Below are 17,797 nucleotides of genomic sequence, written 5' to 3' on the forward strand. Positions count from 1 at the left end.
CCGCTCAGCCGTGCACCGTGATGGTGTGCGGTTCGGTGAAGGAGAGCAGGCCCTCCGGGCCCATTTCGCGTCCGATGCCGCTCTGGCGGAAGCCACCGAAGGGAGCCCGGTCGTCGCACGCGACGGCGTTGGCGTGATTGATCCAGGTGGTGCCGGTCCGCAGCCTCTGCGCCAAGGCGGCCGCGCGGGCGGGGTCGGCGCTCCAGACCGAGGAGCACAGCCCCGACCAGTCGTTGTTGACCTGGTCCAGTACGGAATCGACGTCGTCGAAGGGCAGGATCGGCAGGGCGGGGCCGAACTGCTCCTCGGTGACGATCCGCAGACCGGGGTCGGGATCGAGGACGAGTGCGGGGCGCAGGAAGTGTCCTCCGGAGGAGGCGGCGGCGCCGGGGGCCAGGGTGCCCAGTTCACGGATCTCGGCTCCGGCGTCGGCCGCCTCGGCCAGCATGGCGGTGACCTTGTCGCGCTGGGCGGCGCTGTTGAGCGGGCCCATGGTCGAGGCCGGGTCGGAGCCAGGGCCCACCCGCTGGCTGCCGAGGGCGGCGGCGAGCGCGTCGACGAGTTCGTCGTAGCGGGACCGGTGGACGTACAGCCGCTTCACCGCCATGCAGACCTGGCCGCTCGTCAGGAACACGCCTTGGACAAGCCGTCCGATGTGCTCTTGGTCGAGGTCGGCGTCGTCCAGGACGATCGCGGGGTCGTTGCCGCCGAGTTCCAAAGTCACCGAGGCGAGGTTCTGTGCGGCGGCGGCCATGATGTGCTTGCCGGCGGCCGTGCTGCCGGTGAAGACGATCTTCCGGACTCGGGGATCGGTGAGCAGGGGGGCGACCGCTTCGTTCGTGCCGGTCACGACGTTCAGCACGCCGTCGGGCAGTCCCGCGGCGAACAGTTCCAGGGTGCGGACCATGGCCAGCGGCACGGTGGGCGGGGGCTTGACCACGACGGTGTTCCCCGCCAGGAGCGCGTACGGCAGGCTCGCGCCGAGGATCGCGATCGGCCAGTTGAACGGCACGATGATGGTGACGACGCCTATGGGCAGCCGGTGGACGTGCGAGGTCAGCGGCGGGCCGTCGAGGCGTCGTACCTGGTCGAGGGAGTCGACCAGGTCCATCGCCGCCCGGGTCCTCGCGACGAAGACCCCCATCTCGACCTGGCTCTCGAAGGCGATCTTGCCGTTCTCGCGGGTCATCAGGGTCGCTCGCTCGGCCGCGCTGTCGTCGAGCAGGGTGAGCGCCTGACCGATGATCTCAGCTCGTCGCCGGGCGGGCGTCGCGGCCCAGCCGGGGAACGCCGCGTCTGCGGCCGCCACCGCCGCGCGGGCGTGGTCGGGAGTCGCCGCGGCGGCATGGCCCACGATCCGGTCGGGAGAGGCCGGGTCGTGGACGGCTGCCCAGTGGTCGGTCTCGACGGTCTTGCCGTCGATGAACAGTCCGGTACGAACGGTGTCCGCCCGGGTCTGCGCTGGTTCTGTTTCGAGTTTCTCGGACATGCGGCTCTCCAAGGGATCAAGTGGAGGAAAAGCTGAGAACTGAGTCCTGATCAACGGACAGATATCCGCATGACGGACAGGCGGAAGAAAGAGTCACTGCACCCGCACGGCGCGTCAACACCTCGACGGAGAAGCCCAGGAAGACACCCCTGTCCCCGGGGTCTGGAGGTCATCGCCGCGTTCCCCCCGGGCAAGCCCAGATGTCACTGTCCCAGGTGGCCGGCGCGACCGGACTCGCCAGGCCGACCGCCCGCCTGATTCTGCTCACCCTCGAAGAACTCGGCTATGTCCGTTCGGGCGAGACGGGGTTCGCACTGACCCCGAGAGTGCTCGAACTCGGGGTCGCCTACGTGCAGTCCATGGGTTTGTGGGACATCGCGCGGCCCCATATCGAGCGGCTGGTGGAGCGGACCGACGAGTCCTGCTCCGTGGCCCAACTGGACGGATCGGACATCATCTACGTCGCCCGGGTGGCCGTCCCCAAGCTGGTGACGCTGTCAGTGCGGATCGGAACGCGTTTCCCGGCCTTGCAGACCTCCTTGGGCAAGGTGCTGCTCGCGGCTCTGTCGGCCGATGAACTGACGCGGGAGCTCGCCGAACCGTCGCGCTCGGGGGTGACGCCGTGCTGGCAGCCCGACCGGGAGGAACGCGACGCGGTTCTGCGGGAGGTACGGGCCCGCGGATGGGCGCTGCCCGACGAACAGTTGGCGCCCGGCATCCGGTCGGTCGCGGCCCCGCTGCGGGACGGCTCCGGCCGGGTCGTCGCGGCCCTCAACGTCAACTGCCACGCGGCCGAGACATCGGTCGAGCGGCTCGTGGAGGCGCATCTGCCGCTGCTGTTGCAGACTGCGGGAGACATCAGCGCTGACTTTGCTCGCACCTCCGCGGTACCGCACGCCTGAGACGACGGGCCCCGAACGGATATCCGTCCGGTGCGCGTCACGCCTGCTCGACGGCCGCCGTCACGCATTCTCGATGGCCTCAAGATCGAGCGGCGTGGGCCTGAACTCCTGCAGCCGGTCCGCATAGGCACCGGCGAACAGCTCACCGACCGACTCGGTGGTCCAGCCGCCCGGCCGGAACCGCTCCTCGACCTCGCCGGGGTGCGTCCACAGGGCGATCCGGTCGCCCCCGGCCGCGATGGCCTGTCCGGTGATGTGGGCCGACTCCTTCGACGCCAGGTACACGATGACCGGTGCGACGTCGTCCGGCGACCCCAGGCCCTGTCGCCGGGCCGCCTCGGGAACCGGCTCCCCCGCGTCGACCTTGGCGACCAGGTCCCCGAGGGTGGGGATGGTCGCCACCATGCGGGTCAGCGCGGTCGGCACGATGGCGTTGACGGTGACGTCGATCTTCGCGAGCTCGACCGCCCAGGTACGTGTCATCGCGACGATCGCCCCCTTGGACGCCGAGTACGCGGTCTGGCCGAAGCTGGCCCGCTGGCCGGCGGGCGATCCCACCAGGATGAGCCGCCCGCCCGCGCCCTGTTCGCGGAAGCGGGCCGCCGCGGCACGGCCGCACGTGAACGTGCCACGCAGATGGCTGGTGACGACGAGGTCGAAGTCGTCGTCGGTGGTGTTGCGCAGGGTTTTGTCGCGCAGCGCGCCGGCGTTGGTGACCATCACATCGAGGCGGCCGAACTCGTCGACCGCCCGCCGCACCAACACGTCGGCGAACTCGGAACCGCCGACCGCGCCGACATGGGCGACGGCCGCTCCGCCCGCGCCCGCGATCGCGTCGGCCGTCTCCTCGGCCACCTCGGCGTCCAGGTCGTTCACGACGACGGCGGCACCCGCCGCCCCCAGCGCGCGGGCGTAGGCCCGTCCCAGGCCTCGGCCCGCTCCCGTCACAATGGCGACTCGGCCGTCGAGCATGATGTCCTCCTGAGCTGGGAGCCGGTACAGCGACTCCCTGAGCGTAGGAACGCCCGGGCTCGCAGGGATCCCGCCGATGACGGCACCTGCCGCCGACCTGTGTCCCGGCCGGTCCGGGACATCCGTCGCGGCACCACCCCTCTACGGCAGTCAGCCGCGCGGCGGTACCAGTCCCTGTCGTACGGCGAGCAATGCGGCCTGGGTCCGTGACGTGAGCCGGAGTTTGCGCAGCACGTTGCTCACGTGTGTGCGGGCGGTGCGCTCGCTGATCACCAGTTCGTCGGCGATCTGCTGGTTCGACCGCCCTTCGGCGACAAGGACGAGGACATCGCGTTCCCGGCCGGTGAGCGAAGCGAGGCCGGTCGGCGGGGAGACGATCTCCCGGGTGAGCCCCCTGGCCACCGCGGGATCGAGGTAGACCTCGCCGCAGGCGGCCGCGCGGATGGCGGCGACCACTTCGCCCGCTTCGGCGTCCTTGAGCAGGTAGCCGGCGGCGCCCTGCTCGAGTGCGGCGTGGACGCGTTCCATCTCGCCGAAACTGGTCAGCACCACGACCCGGACATCCGGGTGACGCTTCTTGATCATCCCGATCGCCGTCACCCCGTCCAGCTTCGGCATCAGCAGGTCGATCAGCACCACGTCCGGAAGTTCCCGATGCGCTGCCATCGCGTCGAGCCTGGTGAGCGCCTCCTGCCCGTCCGCGGCTTCCGCGGCCACCTCCATGTCGTCCAGGACCTCTAGATAGGCGCGGATCCCGCGGCGTACGACGGCATGGTCGTCGACGATCAGCACTCGGATGGCGTGGGGCCCGGCGCCATCCGGAGCGGCACCGCCGGTGGGTTGCTCCGGGAACCGTCCGAGGCCGTGGGAGGCGGCTCCGGCACCCGTACAGGCAGGGGAATGACGATCCGCACGGTCGTACCGCTCTTCGCGCGGGATCTGATCCTCATGGTGCCGCCCCATCGCTCCGCCCTTTCCCGCATGGTCGTCAGTCCGTAGCCGTAGCCGTGGTCCCAGGCAGTACCGGCCGTCCGGCCGCTTTCCCCGCCCTGCCCGTCCGGCGGGGTCTTTCGCCCGCCGGGTTCCGGCAGTCCGCGACCGTCGTCGCGGACGCTCGCGGTCAGTGTGTGGTCGCGTACACCGAGGCGGATGGTGATCGTGGTGGCCTCCGCGTGCTTGACCACGTTGTGGATGGCCTCCGCGACGATCCGGTACATGTCCTCGGCCAGTTCCGGTTCGACATCCGTCACTTCCTTTCCGTACAGCAGCCGGATGCCGAGACCCGTCCGGTTCTCGGTGCTCTTGACGAGCGCGCTCACCGCGTCTTCCAGGCCGAGCCGGGTGGAGGAGGACGGGCGCAGTTCGTGCACCATCGCCCGGAGGTCGGCGCGGACGGTCTGCGAGAGCGCTCCGATCTCCTCCGCGAAGGCGCGGACGGCCTCCGCGGGAACCGGTCCGCCACGCGCGCCCAGTACTCCGATGGCGTTGGCCTGCATGCCGATGGAGAACACTTGCTGGACGATCGAGTCGTGCAGATCGCGAGCGAGGCGCTGGCGTTCGTTGCGACGGGCCCCTTCGCGCTCGCGCTGCAGCAGCGCGGCGTAGTCGACGGCGAGGGCTGCCTGTTCCGCCATGGCGGCGAGGAATTCCAGGGTCCGGCCGCCGATCTCCTGCCCGGGTGCGAAGTACGCGTTCAGCACGCCTTCGGGACGGCCGCGGGCCATCAGCGGGACGCTGACGAAGGAGTCCCAGTTCAGCTCGCCGAGGTAGGAGTGCAGCGGTGCCCAGGCCGGGTCCGCGAGGATCTGGGCCCACCGGTGAGGGACGACGATCGGCTCGCGCTCCCTCAAGGCGTCCAGCATGCTCAGCCGGGCGCCCCGGTCCTGGCACTCCAGCAGACGGTCGAGGAACGCGTCCCAGTGCCGCAGCCCCGCGGAGCCCATCAGCCGCAGTTCCCGGCCCGTGCCGTCCAGGATGAGGATCTGTGCGCCGGCCAGGCCGTCGGCCTGGACGATCTGCTGGGCCACGGCGTCCAGGGTCGAGCCGAGCGACCCCTCCGCGGCCAGTGCGATCGACGTCTGGGCGATCGCCGCGATCCTGCGCTGCCGATGCCGTTCGTCGGTCACGTCGCGGAACGACACGATCGTGATTTTGGGGTCGTCCGGCAGGCCGCGAGCCCGGTAGGCGAACTCGCGCCGGGTTCCGGAGGCGGGCATCCAGTGGGCCACCTGCTCGTCCGACTGGTACTCCAGCAGCTCCACCTGACACGCGGCGGCTCCCGCCACCAGCGCGAACGGGGCCTGCGTGCCGAGCAGTTCGGCCTCCTCGCCCGCGCCGCACAACGCGACCGCCGCCGGGTTCAGCCGGACGAATCGGCCCGCGCAGTCCAGGACCGCGAGACCGTCCGGTGCGACGGCAGCGACGTCGTCCCAGCCCACGAGCGGCAGCGCCGAACCGGACATGACCGATCTCCTCATCATCGTCATCGTTGACGAGCGGCGAACCCAGCCCTGAAAACCGCCGTGCGACGTCGACACGTCGAAGCAGGCAACGCAGCAGGTGTCGAACGGGTCGGCAGATCGGGCGGCTGGTGGGCGGACGGGGGCGACCGACGGTCGACCAGAGCATCGTAGCCCGGTGCATTCGGAGCGGGTCTACGTCATTCGACCTGTTCACCGCCAGGTATTCGACGTGATCGCCGCCCGGTCGAAGCGCCGCGCCGGTTGAGTCATTGCGCGCGTTCCCGTGGAGAGAGCCGCTGTCTACCTTGAGGAGGGCACCCGCGGATCCGGCCTGCTCCCCCGCCGGATCCGCGGGCCGCCCGACAGGTGCGAACGGCCACGCGGTCTGTGCACACCCCCGAGGACGAGGAGGTCTGAGGCATGGACGTGTCCATCGGCACCATCTGGGAGGCGGTCTCCCGGACGCTGCCCGATGCCGTCGCCGTTGCCGAGCCCGGTCGTGAGACCACCTACCGGGAGTTCGACGAGCGCGCGTCACGGCTGGCCGCGGCACTGGAGAGGGCCGGGGTAGGGGAGGGCGACACCGTGGCCTGTTACCTGTACAACGGAGCCGCCTACCTGGAGACCGTCTTCGCCGCCTTCAAACTCGGCGCCGTGCCGGTGAACGCCAACTACCGCTACACCGGTGAGGAGCTCTCCGAACTCCTCGCCGACGCCGACGCGGCCGCGCTCGTCTTCAGCGGCGCCCTGGCCGACCGGGTCACGCACGCCGCCGGTCACGTGCCCACCCTGAAGCTGCTCGTGCGAGCGGGCGATCCGCCGGCCGACGGCCCTGCCGGGCCCGACGTGCCCGAGCTGGAGGACCTGCTGGCGGCGCACGCACCACGTGCGCCGCGGTCGCGGCCCGGTTCGGACCGGCTCTTCATGTACACCGGCGGGACCACGGGTAGACCGAAGGGCGTGGTGTGGCGACAGAGCGATCTTCTGCACTCCCTCGTGGTCCCGATCTTCCACCCGCTCGGTGTCACCGACCTCCCGGCGACCCTCGACGAGGCCGTGGCGATCGCGACCGAGGCCCACCACGGGGGCCGCGCGCCGATCACCATGCCCGTCGTGCCGCTGATGCACGCCACCGGACTGTTCAACACCATGGGCGCCCTGATGACGGGAGGCCGGGCTGTCACGGCGCGGCCGGGGGGTCTCGACCCGGAACACGTCTGGCGCACGATCGCCGAGCAGCGGGTCGACACCTTCATCGTCGCGGGCAACGCCGTGTGCCGACCGCTCGTCGACGAACTCGTCCGTGCGGAACAGACCGGGACGCCGTACGACCTGCGCTCCGTGCGCAGGATCCTCAGCTCCGGCACCGCTCTCAGCGATCCGCTCAAGATGGCACTGCACGAACGTGCCGACGTCACGGTCATCGACGCCATCGCGTCGAGCGAAGGGGGCCCTTTCGCCTTCGCGATCACCTCGTCGGTACGAGATCTGCCGGCCCGCTTCTTCCCCGTATCCGCGACACGCGTGATCGGCACGGACGACCGCTTCGTCGAACCCGGCAGCGACGAAACCGGGTATCTCGCCTACCGCGGGCCCATGCCGCTCGGCTACTACAAGGACACCGAGAAGAGCGCGACGACGTTCCGCACCATCGACGGGGTCCGGTACGCGATCGCCGGAGACCTCGCCCGACTCGAGGCCGACGGCGCGATCCGTTTCCTCGGGCGCGGCTCAGGCGTGATCAACACGGGCGGGGAGAAGGTGCACCCCCAGGAAGTCGAGAGCGTCCTGCTCACGCACCCCGGTGTGACCGACTGTGTCGTCGTCGGCGTCCCCGACGAGACCTGGGGCGAGCGGGTGGCAGCCGTCGTCGCGGTCCCGCCGGGCACCGCCGTCACCGGCGAGGAACTGCGCGACTGGGCCCGGCGGAGCCTCGCCGGCTACAAGGTGCCGCGTTCTGTCGTCCTCACGGATGCCCTGCCCCGGACGCCGACCGGCAAGCTCGAAGTCGCTTGGGCCAGGAAGACGGCCCAGGACTCCGACGCGGCCGCAACCTGACGCTCGCCCGAGACATTCTCCTCTTCCGCAAGCCCAAGGAGCCCCGATGCCCCCCAACACCTCCAGCCCGTCCGAAGGGTCGTTGCTGGTGATCAGCGCCCACGCCGGCGACTTCGTCTGGCGGGCCGGCGGCGCCATCGCGCTGGCCGCCGAACGCGGGCAGCGTGCCAAGGTGCTGTGCCTGAGCTTCGGTGAGCGCGGGGAGTCGGCCCGCGCCTGGCGGGACGGCCTCGGCCTCGGCGAGATCAAGGAGCTGCGCCGCACGGAGGCTTCGAGCGCCGCCGCGGCGCTGGGTGCGGAGATCGAGTTCCTGGACGCCGGGGACTACCCACTTATCGAAACGCCTGAGCTGGTGGACCGCATCGTCCGGGTCTACCGCGAGGTCGACCCCGCCGTCGTACTCACCCACCCGCCGGCCGACCCGTACAACGGCGACCACCCGGCGGCCTCCCGCATGGCGCTCCAGGCACGCGTACTCGCCCAGGCGATCGGCTACGAGGCCCCCGGTGAGCCCCTCGGCGCACCCCCGGTGTTCTTCTTCGAGCCGCACCAGCCGGAGCAGTGCGACTTCAAGCCGAACGTCCTGCTGGACATCACCTCCGTCTTCGACAGGAAGCGCAAGGCGATGGAGTGCCTGGCCGCCCAGCAGCACATGTGGGACTACTACACCGACCTCGCCAAGCGCCGGGGCGTACAACTGAAGCGGAACACCGGCCCGAACCTGGGCCTGACACACGCGACCATGGCCGAGGCATACGTACGGCTCTACCCTGAGGCGACAGGGACCCTGGCGTGACGGCGGAGGCGGCAGAGAGCGCGGAGACAGCGGAGACAGCGGAGAGCACCGTGAAGCAGTCCGGGGTGACCCACGTCTGGGTTCCCTTCCGCGACACGTCCCTCTACGTGGCCTTCCCGGACGGAGCCGACGGGACGCCGGGCCTGCAAGCCCTTCTGGCCGGTGCCCTGTCGCGGGGCGACGTCACCCGGGACTCCCGCTACGGCGAGCCGTTGTGGCGCGTCGACGCCCGTGACCTGCACACCGTGGTCGAGGCCTTGTGGAGCACCAGCCGCCCGGTGCGGATCCACCTCGACCAGTCCCCCGCGGACCGCACGGCCGACTGACCCGCGACGGATGACGTATCCCGGCCATGACCATGTGCCGCCGGGCTCCGGTCATCCGAGCGATGACCCCGCGTTCCACGCCACATAGCGTCGATCGCGTACCCCTGCCCCCCTGGCCGACCGCGGTCGCGACGATCCGACCGGCAGTGCTGAGGAGATGATCGATGACGGACCCGTCAGCCGCTGTCCTGGACACGCTCACCACCACCGAAGCCGGAACCGCCTCGCGGCACGAGGCCGGATTCGACGGCACCCTTGTCGTACTGTCCCGGCGGAACGTGGCGGCCGGAGTCGTGTCACTCGAACTCGGGCCGCGCTCCGGCGAAGGGGAGGGGGGAGGTGAAGGGGAAGGCGAACCTCTGCCGGCCTGGCGGCCGGGAGCGCACATCGACGTCGTCCTGCCCACGGGCATCACCCGGCAGTACTCGCTCTGCGGACCGGCGGGACACACCTCACGGTGGCGCATCGCGGTGCTGCGGGAGCCCGACGGACGCGGCGGATCGCAGTGGATCCACGACAACGTCCACGAGGGAACCGAACTCCGGGTGCGCGGTCCGCGCAACAACTTCCCGCTGCGACCCGCGGCGCGCTACCTGTTCGTCGGCGGCGGCATCGGCATCACCCCGCTGCTCCCGATGATCGCCGAGGCCGAGGCGGCGGGGGCCGACTGGTCCCTGCTCTACGGCGGCCGGACGCACGCGTCCATGGCGTTCCTGCCCGAACTGGAGCCGTACGGCGAGCGCGTCGACGTACGGCCGCAGGACCAGCACGGACTGCCCGATCTCGCCGGCTTCCTCGGCGATCCCGACCCTTCCGCCCTCGTCTACTGCTGCGGCCCGGCAGGGCTGATCGACGCGGTCGAGGCGCGCTGCGCGAGCTGGCCGGCGGGGTCCCTGAACGTGGAGCGGTTCGCCGCGGTGACCGGGCAGCAGCCCGTCGGCGGCGAGAACAACCCACCGATCGAGGTCGAGCTGCGGGCATCCGGAATGACGCTGACCGTTCCGCCGCAGCTGTCGGTCCTCAAGGCCGTGGAGCATGCCGGCGTTCCGGTTCTGTCCTCCTGCGAGGAAGGCATCTGCGGTTCCTGCGAGACCGCTGTCATCGAGGGCGAGATCGACCACCGCGACTCCCTGCTCACCGAGGACGAGCGGGCCGCGGGCGACACGATGCTGATCTGCGTCTCCCGTGCGCGCGGCGGACGTCTCGTCCTGGACCTCTGACTCTCCGCACCCGCATGACGAGACCTCATGAGAAGAGACCTCATGAAGAGAGAGGAGCTGCCGCCATGTCCCAACATGTGCGCAACGGCTGGTACTTGGGAGCCTGGTCCCACGAAATCGGCCGGACGCTCAAGCAGCGCTGGATCACGGACATGCCGGTCTGCTTCTATCGGCTGCCCGACCAGACCGTCACCGCCGTCGAAGACCGCTGCCCCCACCGCAAGTACCCCTTGTCGCTGGGTCACTTGGACGACGAGGGCACACTCCAGTGCGACTACCACGGCTATCGCTTCGACGGCCGGGGCGCGTGCGTCGGGGTCGCCGAGCAGACCGACCGGCCCAAGGCGGCACTGCGCCGGTTCCCACTGGTCGAGCGGGACGGCGCGATATGGATCTGGCCCGGCGACCCGGAGCTGGCCGACGAGAGCCTCCTGCCCGACACGTCGTGGCTGAACGATCCCGGGTGGACCCATGTGCACGGCGTCGTACCGCTGAAGGCCCGGCACCTGCTGCTCCTGGAAAACCTGCTCGATCTCACCCACGAGACGTTCCTGCACCCGACGAGCATCGGCAACGCCGCCGTCGCCGCCACCCCGATCGACGTGACCGTGGACGGCGACCGAGTCGGCTTCAGCCGCCGCATGACCGGCATCGAGGCTCCTCCCTTCTACGAGAAGTCCTGCGGTCTGACCTCGCCGGTGGACCGCTGGCAGGACGGCGAGTTCCACCCCCCGGGGGTCTTCATCCTCCACATCCGCGTGGCGGCCACCGGCACAGAGGAACCGGAGGGCTTCCACATGCGGGTGCTGTACGGGATGACGCCCGCGCGCGGCAACGAGACGCACGACTTCTACGCCCTGGGTCGCGACTACCTCATCGACGACGAGGAGCTGACGACGTTCCAGCACGAGCAGCAGCTCGCCGTGATGCAGGAGGACGTCGACGCCCTGGAGGCCCAGGAGTTGATGTACGCCACCGACCCCGGCGGCACCGCCGAGTCCAGCATCAAGTCCGACCTCGCCGCGCTCCGCGGTCGCCGCTCGCTGATGAAGATGCTCGCCCGCGAACAGCACGGCCAACCCGGACAGCAGGGCGACCGCACTGCCCGCCCCACGGAGTCCGTATGAGCGTCTTCGTCCTGCTGCACGGAGCCTGGCACGGCGGCTGGGTCTGGCAGCGCGTGACACCGCTGCTGCGGGCGGCCGGACACGAGGTGCACTCCCCCACGCTGACCGGGGTGAGCGACCGCGCCCATCTGCTCAGCCCCCAGGTCGGACTCGGCACGCACGTCCAGGACGTCGTGGCGCTGATCGAGGCCCACGACGCCCGGGACGTCGTACTCGTCGGGCACAGTTACGCCGGCCAGGTCGTCACCGGCGTCGCGGACCGGATCCCGGAGCGGCTGGCGAAGCGGGTCCACCTCGACGCCTTCGTCGGCGACGACGGCGACGCGGCGATCGACCTGCTGCCCGCCCGTATCGCCGGGCACTACCGGGAGTCCGTGTCCGGACCCGGCTTCGGCTGGCTGATTCCGGTGCGCTCGCTGAGTGTGCTCGGAGTCGAGGAGCAGGCGGACCTCGACTGGCTCGGCCCCCGGCTGACTCCGCACCCGTGGCTGACCTACACCGAGCCACTGCGACTCACCGGCAAGGCGGACCAGGTTTCCGGTGCCTTCATCGAGTGCACCGACTGGATGCGGGTGTTCACCCCGCACGCCGAGCGGGCCGCCGCCCGCGGCTGGCCGGTCCACGAGATCGCCACCGGGCACGAGGCCATGGTCACGGCCCCCGTCGAACTGGCCGAACTGCTGCTGCGGATCGCGGCAACGTGACCCGACCCCTGAGAGGACGCCGTATGGAATTCCTCGTCCGTACCGAGAACACCCTGCCCCCGGACACCCCCGGCGACGTCCGCGAAGACCTGCGCACCAGCGAACGCGAACGAGCACGACAACTCCGCGAGGCAGGAATCCTCAAACGGCTGTGGCGGGTTCCGGGCCGCAACGCCACCGTCGGCCTGTACGAGGCGTCCGATCCGGCGGAGCTGCACGACGCGCTGGTCTCGCTGCCGATGTGGAAGTGGATGGACATCACCGTGGAGGCGCTCGCCACCCATCCGCAGGAGAAGGCGCCATGACCGGTCCGGACGACACCGGCCCACGGGTCGCGGTGGTCACGGGTGCCGCCGGCGGCCTCGGGCTCGCCATCGTCCGCAGACTGGCCGCGGACGGATTCAACGTCGCCGCACTGGACATCGCCGAACCGGAAGCGGACGGCACCAGCGGCTTTGCCGAAGTGCGGAGTTGGCGCTGCGATGTCAGCGATCCGGCCGCGACCCGCCAGACGGTGGAAGAGATCGCAGGGGCCTACGGCGGCGGTATCGACGTACTGGTCAACAACGCCGGCCTGCTGTCCGGCCGGGCCACTCTGCTGGAGACGACCCCGCAGGAGCTGCACCGCTTCTTCGACGTCAACGCCGTCGGCCCGCTGCTCATGGTGCAGGCGTGCGCATCCTGGCTGCGCGAGAGCCCGTACCGGGGTCGGATCATCAATGTCGCCTCCCGCACGTTCTTCACCGGGTCGCCGGGACAGATCGCCTACGTGGCCAGCAAGGGCGCGCTCATCGGCATGACCCGGGTGATGGCGCGCGAACTGGGCGAGTACGGGATCACGGTCAACGCGGTGGCGCCCGCGCAGGTCGCGACCCCGGGGACCCGAGCCCACTCCGACGACGAGGTGTTCACCACGACCATGCGCCGGCAGGCGATCAAGGAGTTCGTCACCCCGGAGCACTTCGCGGGGCTCGTCTCCTACCTCGCCTCGCCGGACGCGGCCATGGTCACCGGCCAGACCTTCGTCTGCGACGGCGGCGGCCTCCTTCACTGACCGGCACGACAGCACAAAGAACAATGGAAACAAGGGAAGGGAAGGGAGAGGAACGGGATGTCCAGCACCACACCCCAGGTCCCCGGCACCTACGTCTTCGACGCCGCCGAGAGCCGCCGCGGCCGAGCACTGAACCGGCTCTGCGGATCCCTGAAGGACGCCGAGAGCCGCGCGCGGTTCAAGGCCGACGAAGCCGTGTACTGCCATGCGTACGGGCTTGACGCACAGCAGCGCGACGCCGTCCTGAGACGGGACTGGACGCGGATGATGGAGCTGGGCGGCTCCATCTTCTACATCTTCAAGCTCGCCGTGCTCGACCAGAGGTCAATGCAGTACCTCGGCGGGGTGTTCACCGGTATGACCACCGAGGAGTTCGCGGACGCGTTGAAGGCGGGAGGGCGGAGCTTTGGCTGAGGTGATCTGGGGTCTGGCCACTTCGCACGTACCGTCGATCGGTGCGGCCATGGACCACGGGAAGACCGAGGACCCGTACTGGAAACCTCTGTTCGACGGGTACGCGCCGGCGCGGGAGTGGATGGCCCGGCACACCCCTGATGTCGCGGTCGTCATCTACAACGACCACGCCAACGCCCTGGACCTGAGCATCACCCCGACCTTCGCGCTCGGGACGGCGGAGTCGTACCGAGTGGCCGACGAGGGGTGGGGCAGCCGCCCTGTTCCGGTCGTCCGCGGCGCCCCGGAGTTCTCCGACCACCTGGTCGAGGGCCTGATAGACGCCTCCTTCGACATGGCGGTGTACCAGGAGCTCGATGTCGACCACGGGCTGACCGTGCCCCTGTCGGTGTACTGCCCGGACCCCGGGGAGAGTTGGCCGTGTGCGGTCGTTCCCCTCCTGGTGAACGTCATCCAGTACCCGCAGCCCACCGCCGCTCGGTGCCTGGCCCTCGGCCGCGCGCTCGGTGAGGCGATCCGGTCCTATCCCGAGGACCTCAAGGTCGCCGTCTTCGGCACCGGAGGCATGTCCCACCAGCTCGCGGGCGCCCGCGCGGGCCTGATCAACCAGGACTTCGACCGGATGTTCCTCGACGCGATCGAACACGACCCCGAGAAACTGGCCGCGCTGACGCGCGAGGAGTACATCCGTGAGGCCGGTTCCGAGGGCATCGAGCTGATCATGTGGCTGATCATGCGCGGCGCGCTGGGTCCCCGGCTGCGCCGTGTGTACGAGACCTACCATGTGCCCGCGTCGAACACGGCGGCCGGGATGGTCCTGTTCGAGAACCGGGTCCCTTGAGTCAAGCCGCCTGTCCGCCGCCCTGCGCCCGGTCGGACAGGTCCGCCCGGTCCGCCCAGGTCTTGAGCCGGTCGGCGTAGACCTGCGGGAGCATCTGGTTGCCCTGGGTGCCGAAGAAGACCCGCAGCGGCGGGTTGTCGGAGTCGACGACCTCCAGCAGTGCCTCGCCCGCGGCTACAGGGTCGTCGGGCGGGCCTGTTCCGGTCGCCGGTCCTGGTGTCGTGACTCGTTCACGACGTACCCTCCCTTCCGGGCCTCACGCGGGCGGGGTCGGAGGAAGGCCTCTCCCCCGTCGGTGAACCGTCCCCTGCCCCTTTCATCCTCCGCTCCCGCGCCTCCCGCATGTCGTACGGGTCGCGGCGACGCGCCGTTGGTCGTGGTCCGCCCTACCATGGGTGATGGCGGTGAAGAGCGAAATCTCGGTCTCGGGACCACCGTCCAGGACGGCAGATGAACCCCTCTTCCTCCTCCCTCCCTCCTCGGCTCGTTTCCGGCACCTGCTGCGCGCGGAGCTCGGTGTCGAACCGTCCGTGCGGTTCGCGCGGATGACTCTCCAGACACAGCAGTGACGGGACAAAGCGATGACGGGAGGGCGCGATGACGGCGGGGGGCGGACCGCTTCCAGGGACCCGACCGAAAGGAGACCGGTGGTGAACACGCTTCCGTATGCCCGGAGCGAGAACCGGATCGTCGAACTGATGGAGCAGCCCGCGGAGCGGCGTGACGCCGACTGGATGCGGGACGCGGCGCAGCAGGCGATCCTGCTGGAACTCGCCACGCTCCCCCCGTATCTGTGCGGCATGTGGTCGATCGACACGTCGACCGGCGACGGCTCCGTCCTCCGCACGCTGCGCGAGATCGTCTTCGACGAGATGTCGCACTTCGGTCTGGCGTGCAACCTGCTCAACACGCTCGGCGGGACTCCCGTGCTCGACGACGCGTCGGTGGTGCCGACGTACCCGGGGCCTCTGCCGGGAGGCGTGCGGCCCGAACTCACGGTCTTCCTCAGCGGGCTGACGACGGACGCGGCAGAGATGTTCTCCCTCGTCGAGCAGCCGGACCAGCCGCTCGCGAGGGACGCGGCGCCGCACCCCTCGATCGGGGCCTTCTACACCGCGCTCCTGGAGGCGTTCCGTGCGCACCCGGAGCGGATCACCGGTGCCCGGCAGCTGACCCTGCACTTCGGTCACGGCGCGGGGAACCCCGTCGTGCCCCTCGCCACGCTCGCCGCCGTCGAGAAGGCGATCGGCGTGATCAAGGAACAGGGCGAGGGCACGTCCGCGTCGCCCGAGAACCCGCACCCTGGGGCGGCGGGAGAACTCGCCCACTACTACGCCTTCCGGGAGATCTTCCACAAGCGCAGGCTCAGGAAGAACCCCGGCACCGGGGAGTTCGAGTTCACGGGAGCGGAGATCCCGATGCCGGACACCCTGCCGATGGGGATCGTTCCCGCTGGGGGCTGGCCCCGGACGGGACCTTCCGCACCGGACGCCGGGACGACACAGCTCCTCGACGAGTTCAACCAGGCGTACAGCAAACTGCTGCGGCTGCTGCAGGAGGCGTGGCGGCGGGACGACGCGGGCGAGGCGGAGGGGCTACTGTTCGAGGCGATCGCACAGATGTCCGCCCTGCAGGATCCAGCACAACAGCTGATGGCGCGCCCGCTCCCCAGCAGCGGCAAGAACTACGGGCCGGAGTTCCTCTACGTGGCTCCCTGACGGGTTCGCGCCTCCCATGCGCGCCCCTGCCGCGCGAGTGAAAAGAGCACCGGTTCGGCGAGCTTGCGGGCGTGTGCGGCGGCGGCCTTGGCCCGGCGCCGGGCGTCACGCACCGCCCGGTCCGTATCCCGTGTGCGGTCGTGGGCCTTCCGGGCGGCCTCCCGCGCCCGCTGCTGATCACGTTCGGCATCCTGAAGCTGCCGGGCGAGCTCACTGACGCGCTGCTCGGCCTGCTGCTGCTCTTCCTCCGCCCGGCGTTGCTCTTCGGCGCCGAACATCACGCCGCCGACGGCGGAAGTGAATGCGGCAGGACTCGGGCACGGGAGAGCGGCAGGTGGCCCTCGCGGACTCGCCGACGATGCGAGGCTTTCACCGACAGGCAACGCCCGCCGGGCGACTGACGGCCAGAACCGATGCCACCGGTGGGTGCGTCGCGCCGACACCACCCACAGGTCGCCGTCATCCGGTCGGTCGAAGGCCCGGCGAAGGCGGCGTCAACGACTTCCGCTCCAGGCGGCATCAACTTCCGTTACGCGCAGCACTTCCGGGTACGCACTCGGCGCACGGGCCGCGATCGCTCGTCAGCAGGAACCAGGCGATGTCCGAGCTCGCGAAGGCCGTGGCCACCACGATCGCGTCGAGCATCTTCCTGGCCACGACGGTGTTGTCGACCATCGGCCGCCCCAGGGCCCGGTGCGAGCAGGACACCCCGGTCCGGGCGGCGCCCACGCCTTCAGTCGGCCACCGACCCTGCCCCTTCCTTGGCGATCCCTTCGCGCACGGCCGGGACGATCTCGGTGGCCCAGCGACCGAGGGTGGTCAGGTCCTCCACGAAACCACTGGGTTCGGCGAAATTGAAGCCGGCCGCGCCATGCTCCAGCACGGCCCCGGTCAGCTCCTCGATCCATTGCTCCACCGACCCGCCGACCCAGCGGTTGTCGTCGTCACGCGTCTTGCCCAGCGGGTGGTCGGTGATACGGCCGGGGATGTTGCAGATCGTGCGGATCTCGCCCGGATCACGGCCGACGGACGCAGCGGCCTCGTCGATGATCGGCCGGCCCGTGCGATACGTCTCGCTGAGCCAGTCCGCGGTGAAGGGAGGCAGCCAGCCGTCAGCCACGCGGCCGGTCGCGGCCAGGGATTTCGCGCCGCCCGATCCGGTCCAGACGAGTGGCGCGGCAACGGGCGCCGGCTCGATCTGGTTCACCCGGTAGTGCTTGCCTTCGTACGTGACCGCCGGACCGCCCCCAGAGAGCTTCTTGATCAGGACGATCGCTTCCTCGAAGGCGTTGACGGCGTCGCCGGGCGAAAGCCGCGGGACGCCCATGTCGGAGATGCGGTCCCAGTGGAAGCCCGCACCCAGGCCGAGTACCACGCGGCCACCGGAGAGTTCCGACAACGACGTCAGTGTGCGCGCCGGCATGGGTGCGGGCCGGGTCGGCAGATTGGTGACGTCGGCGAAGCCGGTGATCCGTTGCGTCGCACCCAGCGTGAACCCGAGAGTCGCGTAGGTGTCCAGGAATTCTCCGACGTACGGATGGTCGAACATCGAGACGAGTTCGAGTCCGTCACGGTCGGCCTGCCGGACCGCCCTCAGCAGATCTGGCACCTTGCCGAACCCGTTGTTCGCACAGAAACCGAAGAAGGTCTTCTCGTTCACGAGCACACCCCTGGTCGCAGTTCGCAGTACGAACAATATAAGTTCGCACTACGA

The 17,797-nt window shown here is 70.1% G+C and carries 19 protein-coding genes; 12 read left to right on the forward strand and 7 right to left on the reverse strand.

The genetic code is table 11. The features are described from left to right. Positions 1-4 precede the first annotated feature (4 nt). The gene (locus OG734_RS00640) at positions 5-1,489 is read right to left on the reverse strand and encodes an aldehyde dehydrogenase family protein (protein ID WP_330285488.1); all 1,485 of its coding nucleotides are present in this window, start codon (positions 1,487-1,489) and stop codon (positions 5-7) included. A gap of 200 nt (positions 1,490-1,689) precedes the next feature. On the opposite strand from OG734_RS00640, the gene OG734_RS00645 reads away from it, so the two are divergent. After that, a complete protein-coding gene (locus OG734_RS00645; protein ID WP_330285489.1) occupies positions 1,690-2,391 on the forward strand; it encodes an IclR family transcriptional regulator domain-containing protein in 702 nt (233 codons plus the stop codon). Positions 2,392-2,451: 60 nt separating this feature from the next. Here OG734_RS00645 and OG734_RS00650 read toward each other — a convergent pair whose 3' ends face one another. The 3 genes from OG734_RS00650 to OG734_RS00660 form a co-directional block, all read right to left on the reverse strand. Then, positions 2,452-3,363 (reverse strand): SDR family NAD(P)-dependent oxidoreductase, encoded by a 912-nt coding sequence (locus tag OG734_RS00650; RefSeq protein WP_330285490.1) that lies wholly within the window; start codon positions 3,361-3,363, stop codon positions 2,452-2,454. A gap of 150 nt (positions 3,364-3,513) precedes the next feature. Further along, positions 3,514-4,155 (reverse strand): response regulator transcription factor, encoded by a 642-nt coding sequence (locus OG734_RS00655; protein ID WP_330285491.1) that lies wholly within the window; start codon positions 4,153-4,155, stop codon positions 3,514-3,516. Continuing rightward, positions 4,149-5,825, reverse strand: a complete 1,677-nt coding sequence (locus OG734_RS00660) for a sensor histidine kinase (protein WP_330285492.1) — start codon at positions 5,823-5,825, stop codon at positions 4,149-4,151. Before OG734_RS00660 ends, OG734_RS00655 begins: the two co-directional genes overlap by 7 nt. A 420-nt stretch (positions 5,826-6,245) precedes the next feature. Between OG734_RS00660 and OG734_RS00665 the strand changes: the two genes are divergently transcribed. The 11 genes from OG734_RS00665 to OG734_RS00715 all read left to right on the forward strand — a co-directional run bounded on the left by OG734_RS00665 (position 6,246) and on the right by OG734_RS00715 (position 16,083). After that, positions 6,246-7,883 (forward strand): AMP-binding protein, encoded by a 1,638-nt coding sequence (locus tag OG734_RS00665; protein ID WP_330285493.1) that lies wholly within the window; start codon positions 6,246-6,248, stop codon positions 7,881-7,883. Positions 7,884-7,929: 46 nt separating this feature from the next. Continuing rightward, positions 7,930-8,679, forward strand: coding sequence for a PIG-L deacetylase family protein (locus OG734_RS00670; protein WP_330285494.1), 750 nt, complete (start codon positions 7,930-7,932; stop codon positions 8,677-8,679). Next, positions 8,676-9,005, forward strand: coding sequence for a hypothetical protein (locus tag OG734_RS00675; protein WP_330285495.1), 330 nt, complete (start codon positions 8,676-8,678; stop codon positions 9,003-9,005). The genes OG734_RS00670 and OG734_RS00675 overlap by 4 nt, the downstream gene beginning before the upstream one ends. A 164-nt stretch (positions 9,006-9,169) precedes the next feature. Beyond that, complete coding sequence (locus tag OG734_RS00680; RefSeq protein WP_330285496.1) at positions 9,170-10,225, forward strand: PDR/VanB family oxidoreductase; 1,056 nt, start codon at positions 9,170-9,172, stop codon at positions 10,223-10,225. A 65-nt stretch (positions 10,226-10,290) separates the two neighbouring features. Next, positions 10,291-11,352: an aromatic ring-hydroxylating dioxygenase subunit alpha gene (locus OG734_RS00685; RefSeq protein ID WP_330285497.1), complete on the forward strand. Its 1,062-nt coding sequence runs from the start codon at positions 10,291-10,293 to the stop codon at positions 11,350-11,352. After that, entirely contained in the window at positions 11,349-12,056 is a 708-nt protein-coding gene (locus OG734_RS00690; protein ID WP_330285498.1) for an alpha/beta fold hydrolase, read from the forward strand. Before OG734_RS00685 ends, OG734_RS00690 begins: the two co-directional genes overlap by 4 nt. A 23-nt stretch (positions 12,057-12,079) precedes the next feature. Next, the gene (locus OG734_RS00695; protein ID WP_330285499.1) at positions 12,080-12,361 is read left to right on the forward strand and encodes a muconolactone Delta-isomerase family protein; all 282 of its coding nucleotides are present in this window, start codon (positions 12,080-12,082) and stop codon (positions 12,359-12,361) included. Beyond that, positions 12,358-13,110, forward strand: a complete 753-nt coding sequence (locus tag OG734_RS00700; protein ID WP_330285500.1) for an SDR family NAD(P)-dependent oxidoreductase — start codon at positions 12,358-12,360, stop codon at positions 13,108-13,110. The genes OG734_RS00695 and OG734_RS00700 overlap by 4 nt, the downstream gene beginning before the upstream one ends. 57 nt (positions 13,111-13,167) lie before the next feature. After that, positions 13,168-13,524 (forward strand): protocatechuate 3,4-dioxygenase, encoded by a 357-nt coding sequence (locus OG734_RS00705; protein WP_330285501.1) that lies wholly within the window; start codon positions 13,168-13,170, stop codon positions 13,522-13,524. A gap of 1 nt (position 13,525) precedes the next feature. Further along, positions 13,526-14,365, forward strand: coding sequence for a class III extradiol dioxygenase subunit beta (locus tag OG734_RS00710; protein ID WP_330293519.1), 840 nt, complete (start codon positions 13,526-13,528; stop codon positions 14,363-14,365). Positions 14,366-15,015: 650 nt separating this feature from the next. Beyond that, entirely contained in the window at positions 15,016-16,083 is a 1,068-nt protein-coding gene (locus tag OG734_RS00715) for a ferritin-like domain-containing protein (protein ID WP_330285502.1), read from the forward strand. On the opposite strand, the gene OG734_RS00720 is transcribed toward OG734_RS00715, so the two are convergent. The 3 genes from OG734_RS00720 to OG734_RS00730 all read right to left on the reverse strand — a co-directional run bounded on the left by OG734_RS00720 (position 16,068) and on the right by OG734_RS00730 (position 17,743). After that, the gene (locus tag OG734_RS00720) at positions 16,068-16,364 is read right to left on the reverse strand and encodes a hypothetical protein (protein WP_330285503.1); all 297 of its coding nucleotides are present in this window, start codon (positions 16,362-16,364) and stop codon (positions 16,068-16,070) included. The genes OG734_RS00715 and OG734_RS00720 overlap by 16 nt on opposite strands. A gap of 238 nt (positions 16,365-16,602) precedes the next feature. Next, positions 16,603-16,812 carry a hypothetical protein gene (locus OG734_RS00725; RefSeq protein WP_330285504.1) on the reverse strand — a complete coding sequence of 70 codons (210 nt, stop codon included), beginning with the start codon at positions 16,810-16,812 and terminating at the stop codon, positions 16,603-16,605. A gap of 4 nt (positions 16,813-16,816) precedes the next feature. Then, positions 16,817-17,743 carry an LLM class flavin-dependent oxidoreductase gene (locus tag OG734_RS00730; protein WP_330285505.1) on the reverse strand — a complete coding sequence of 309 codons (927 nt, stop codon included), beginning with the start codon at positions 17,741-17,743 and terminating at the stop codon, positions 16,817-16,819. Positions 17,744-17,797: the final 54 nt, after the last annotated feature.

It is taken from the genome of Streptomyces sp. NBC_00576 (assembly GCF_036345175.1).
Lineage (GTDB): Bacteria > Actinomycetota > Actinomycetes > Streptomycetales > Streptomycetaceae > Streptomyces.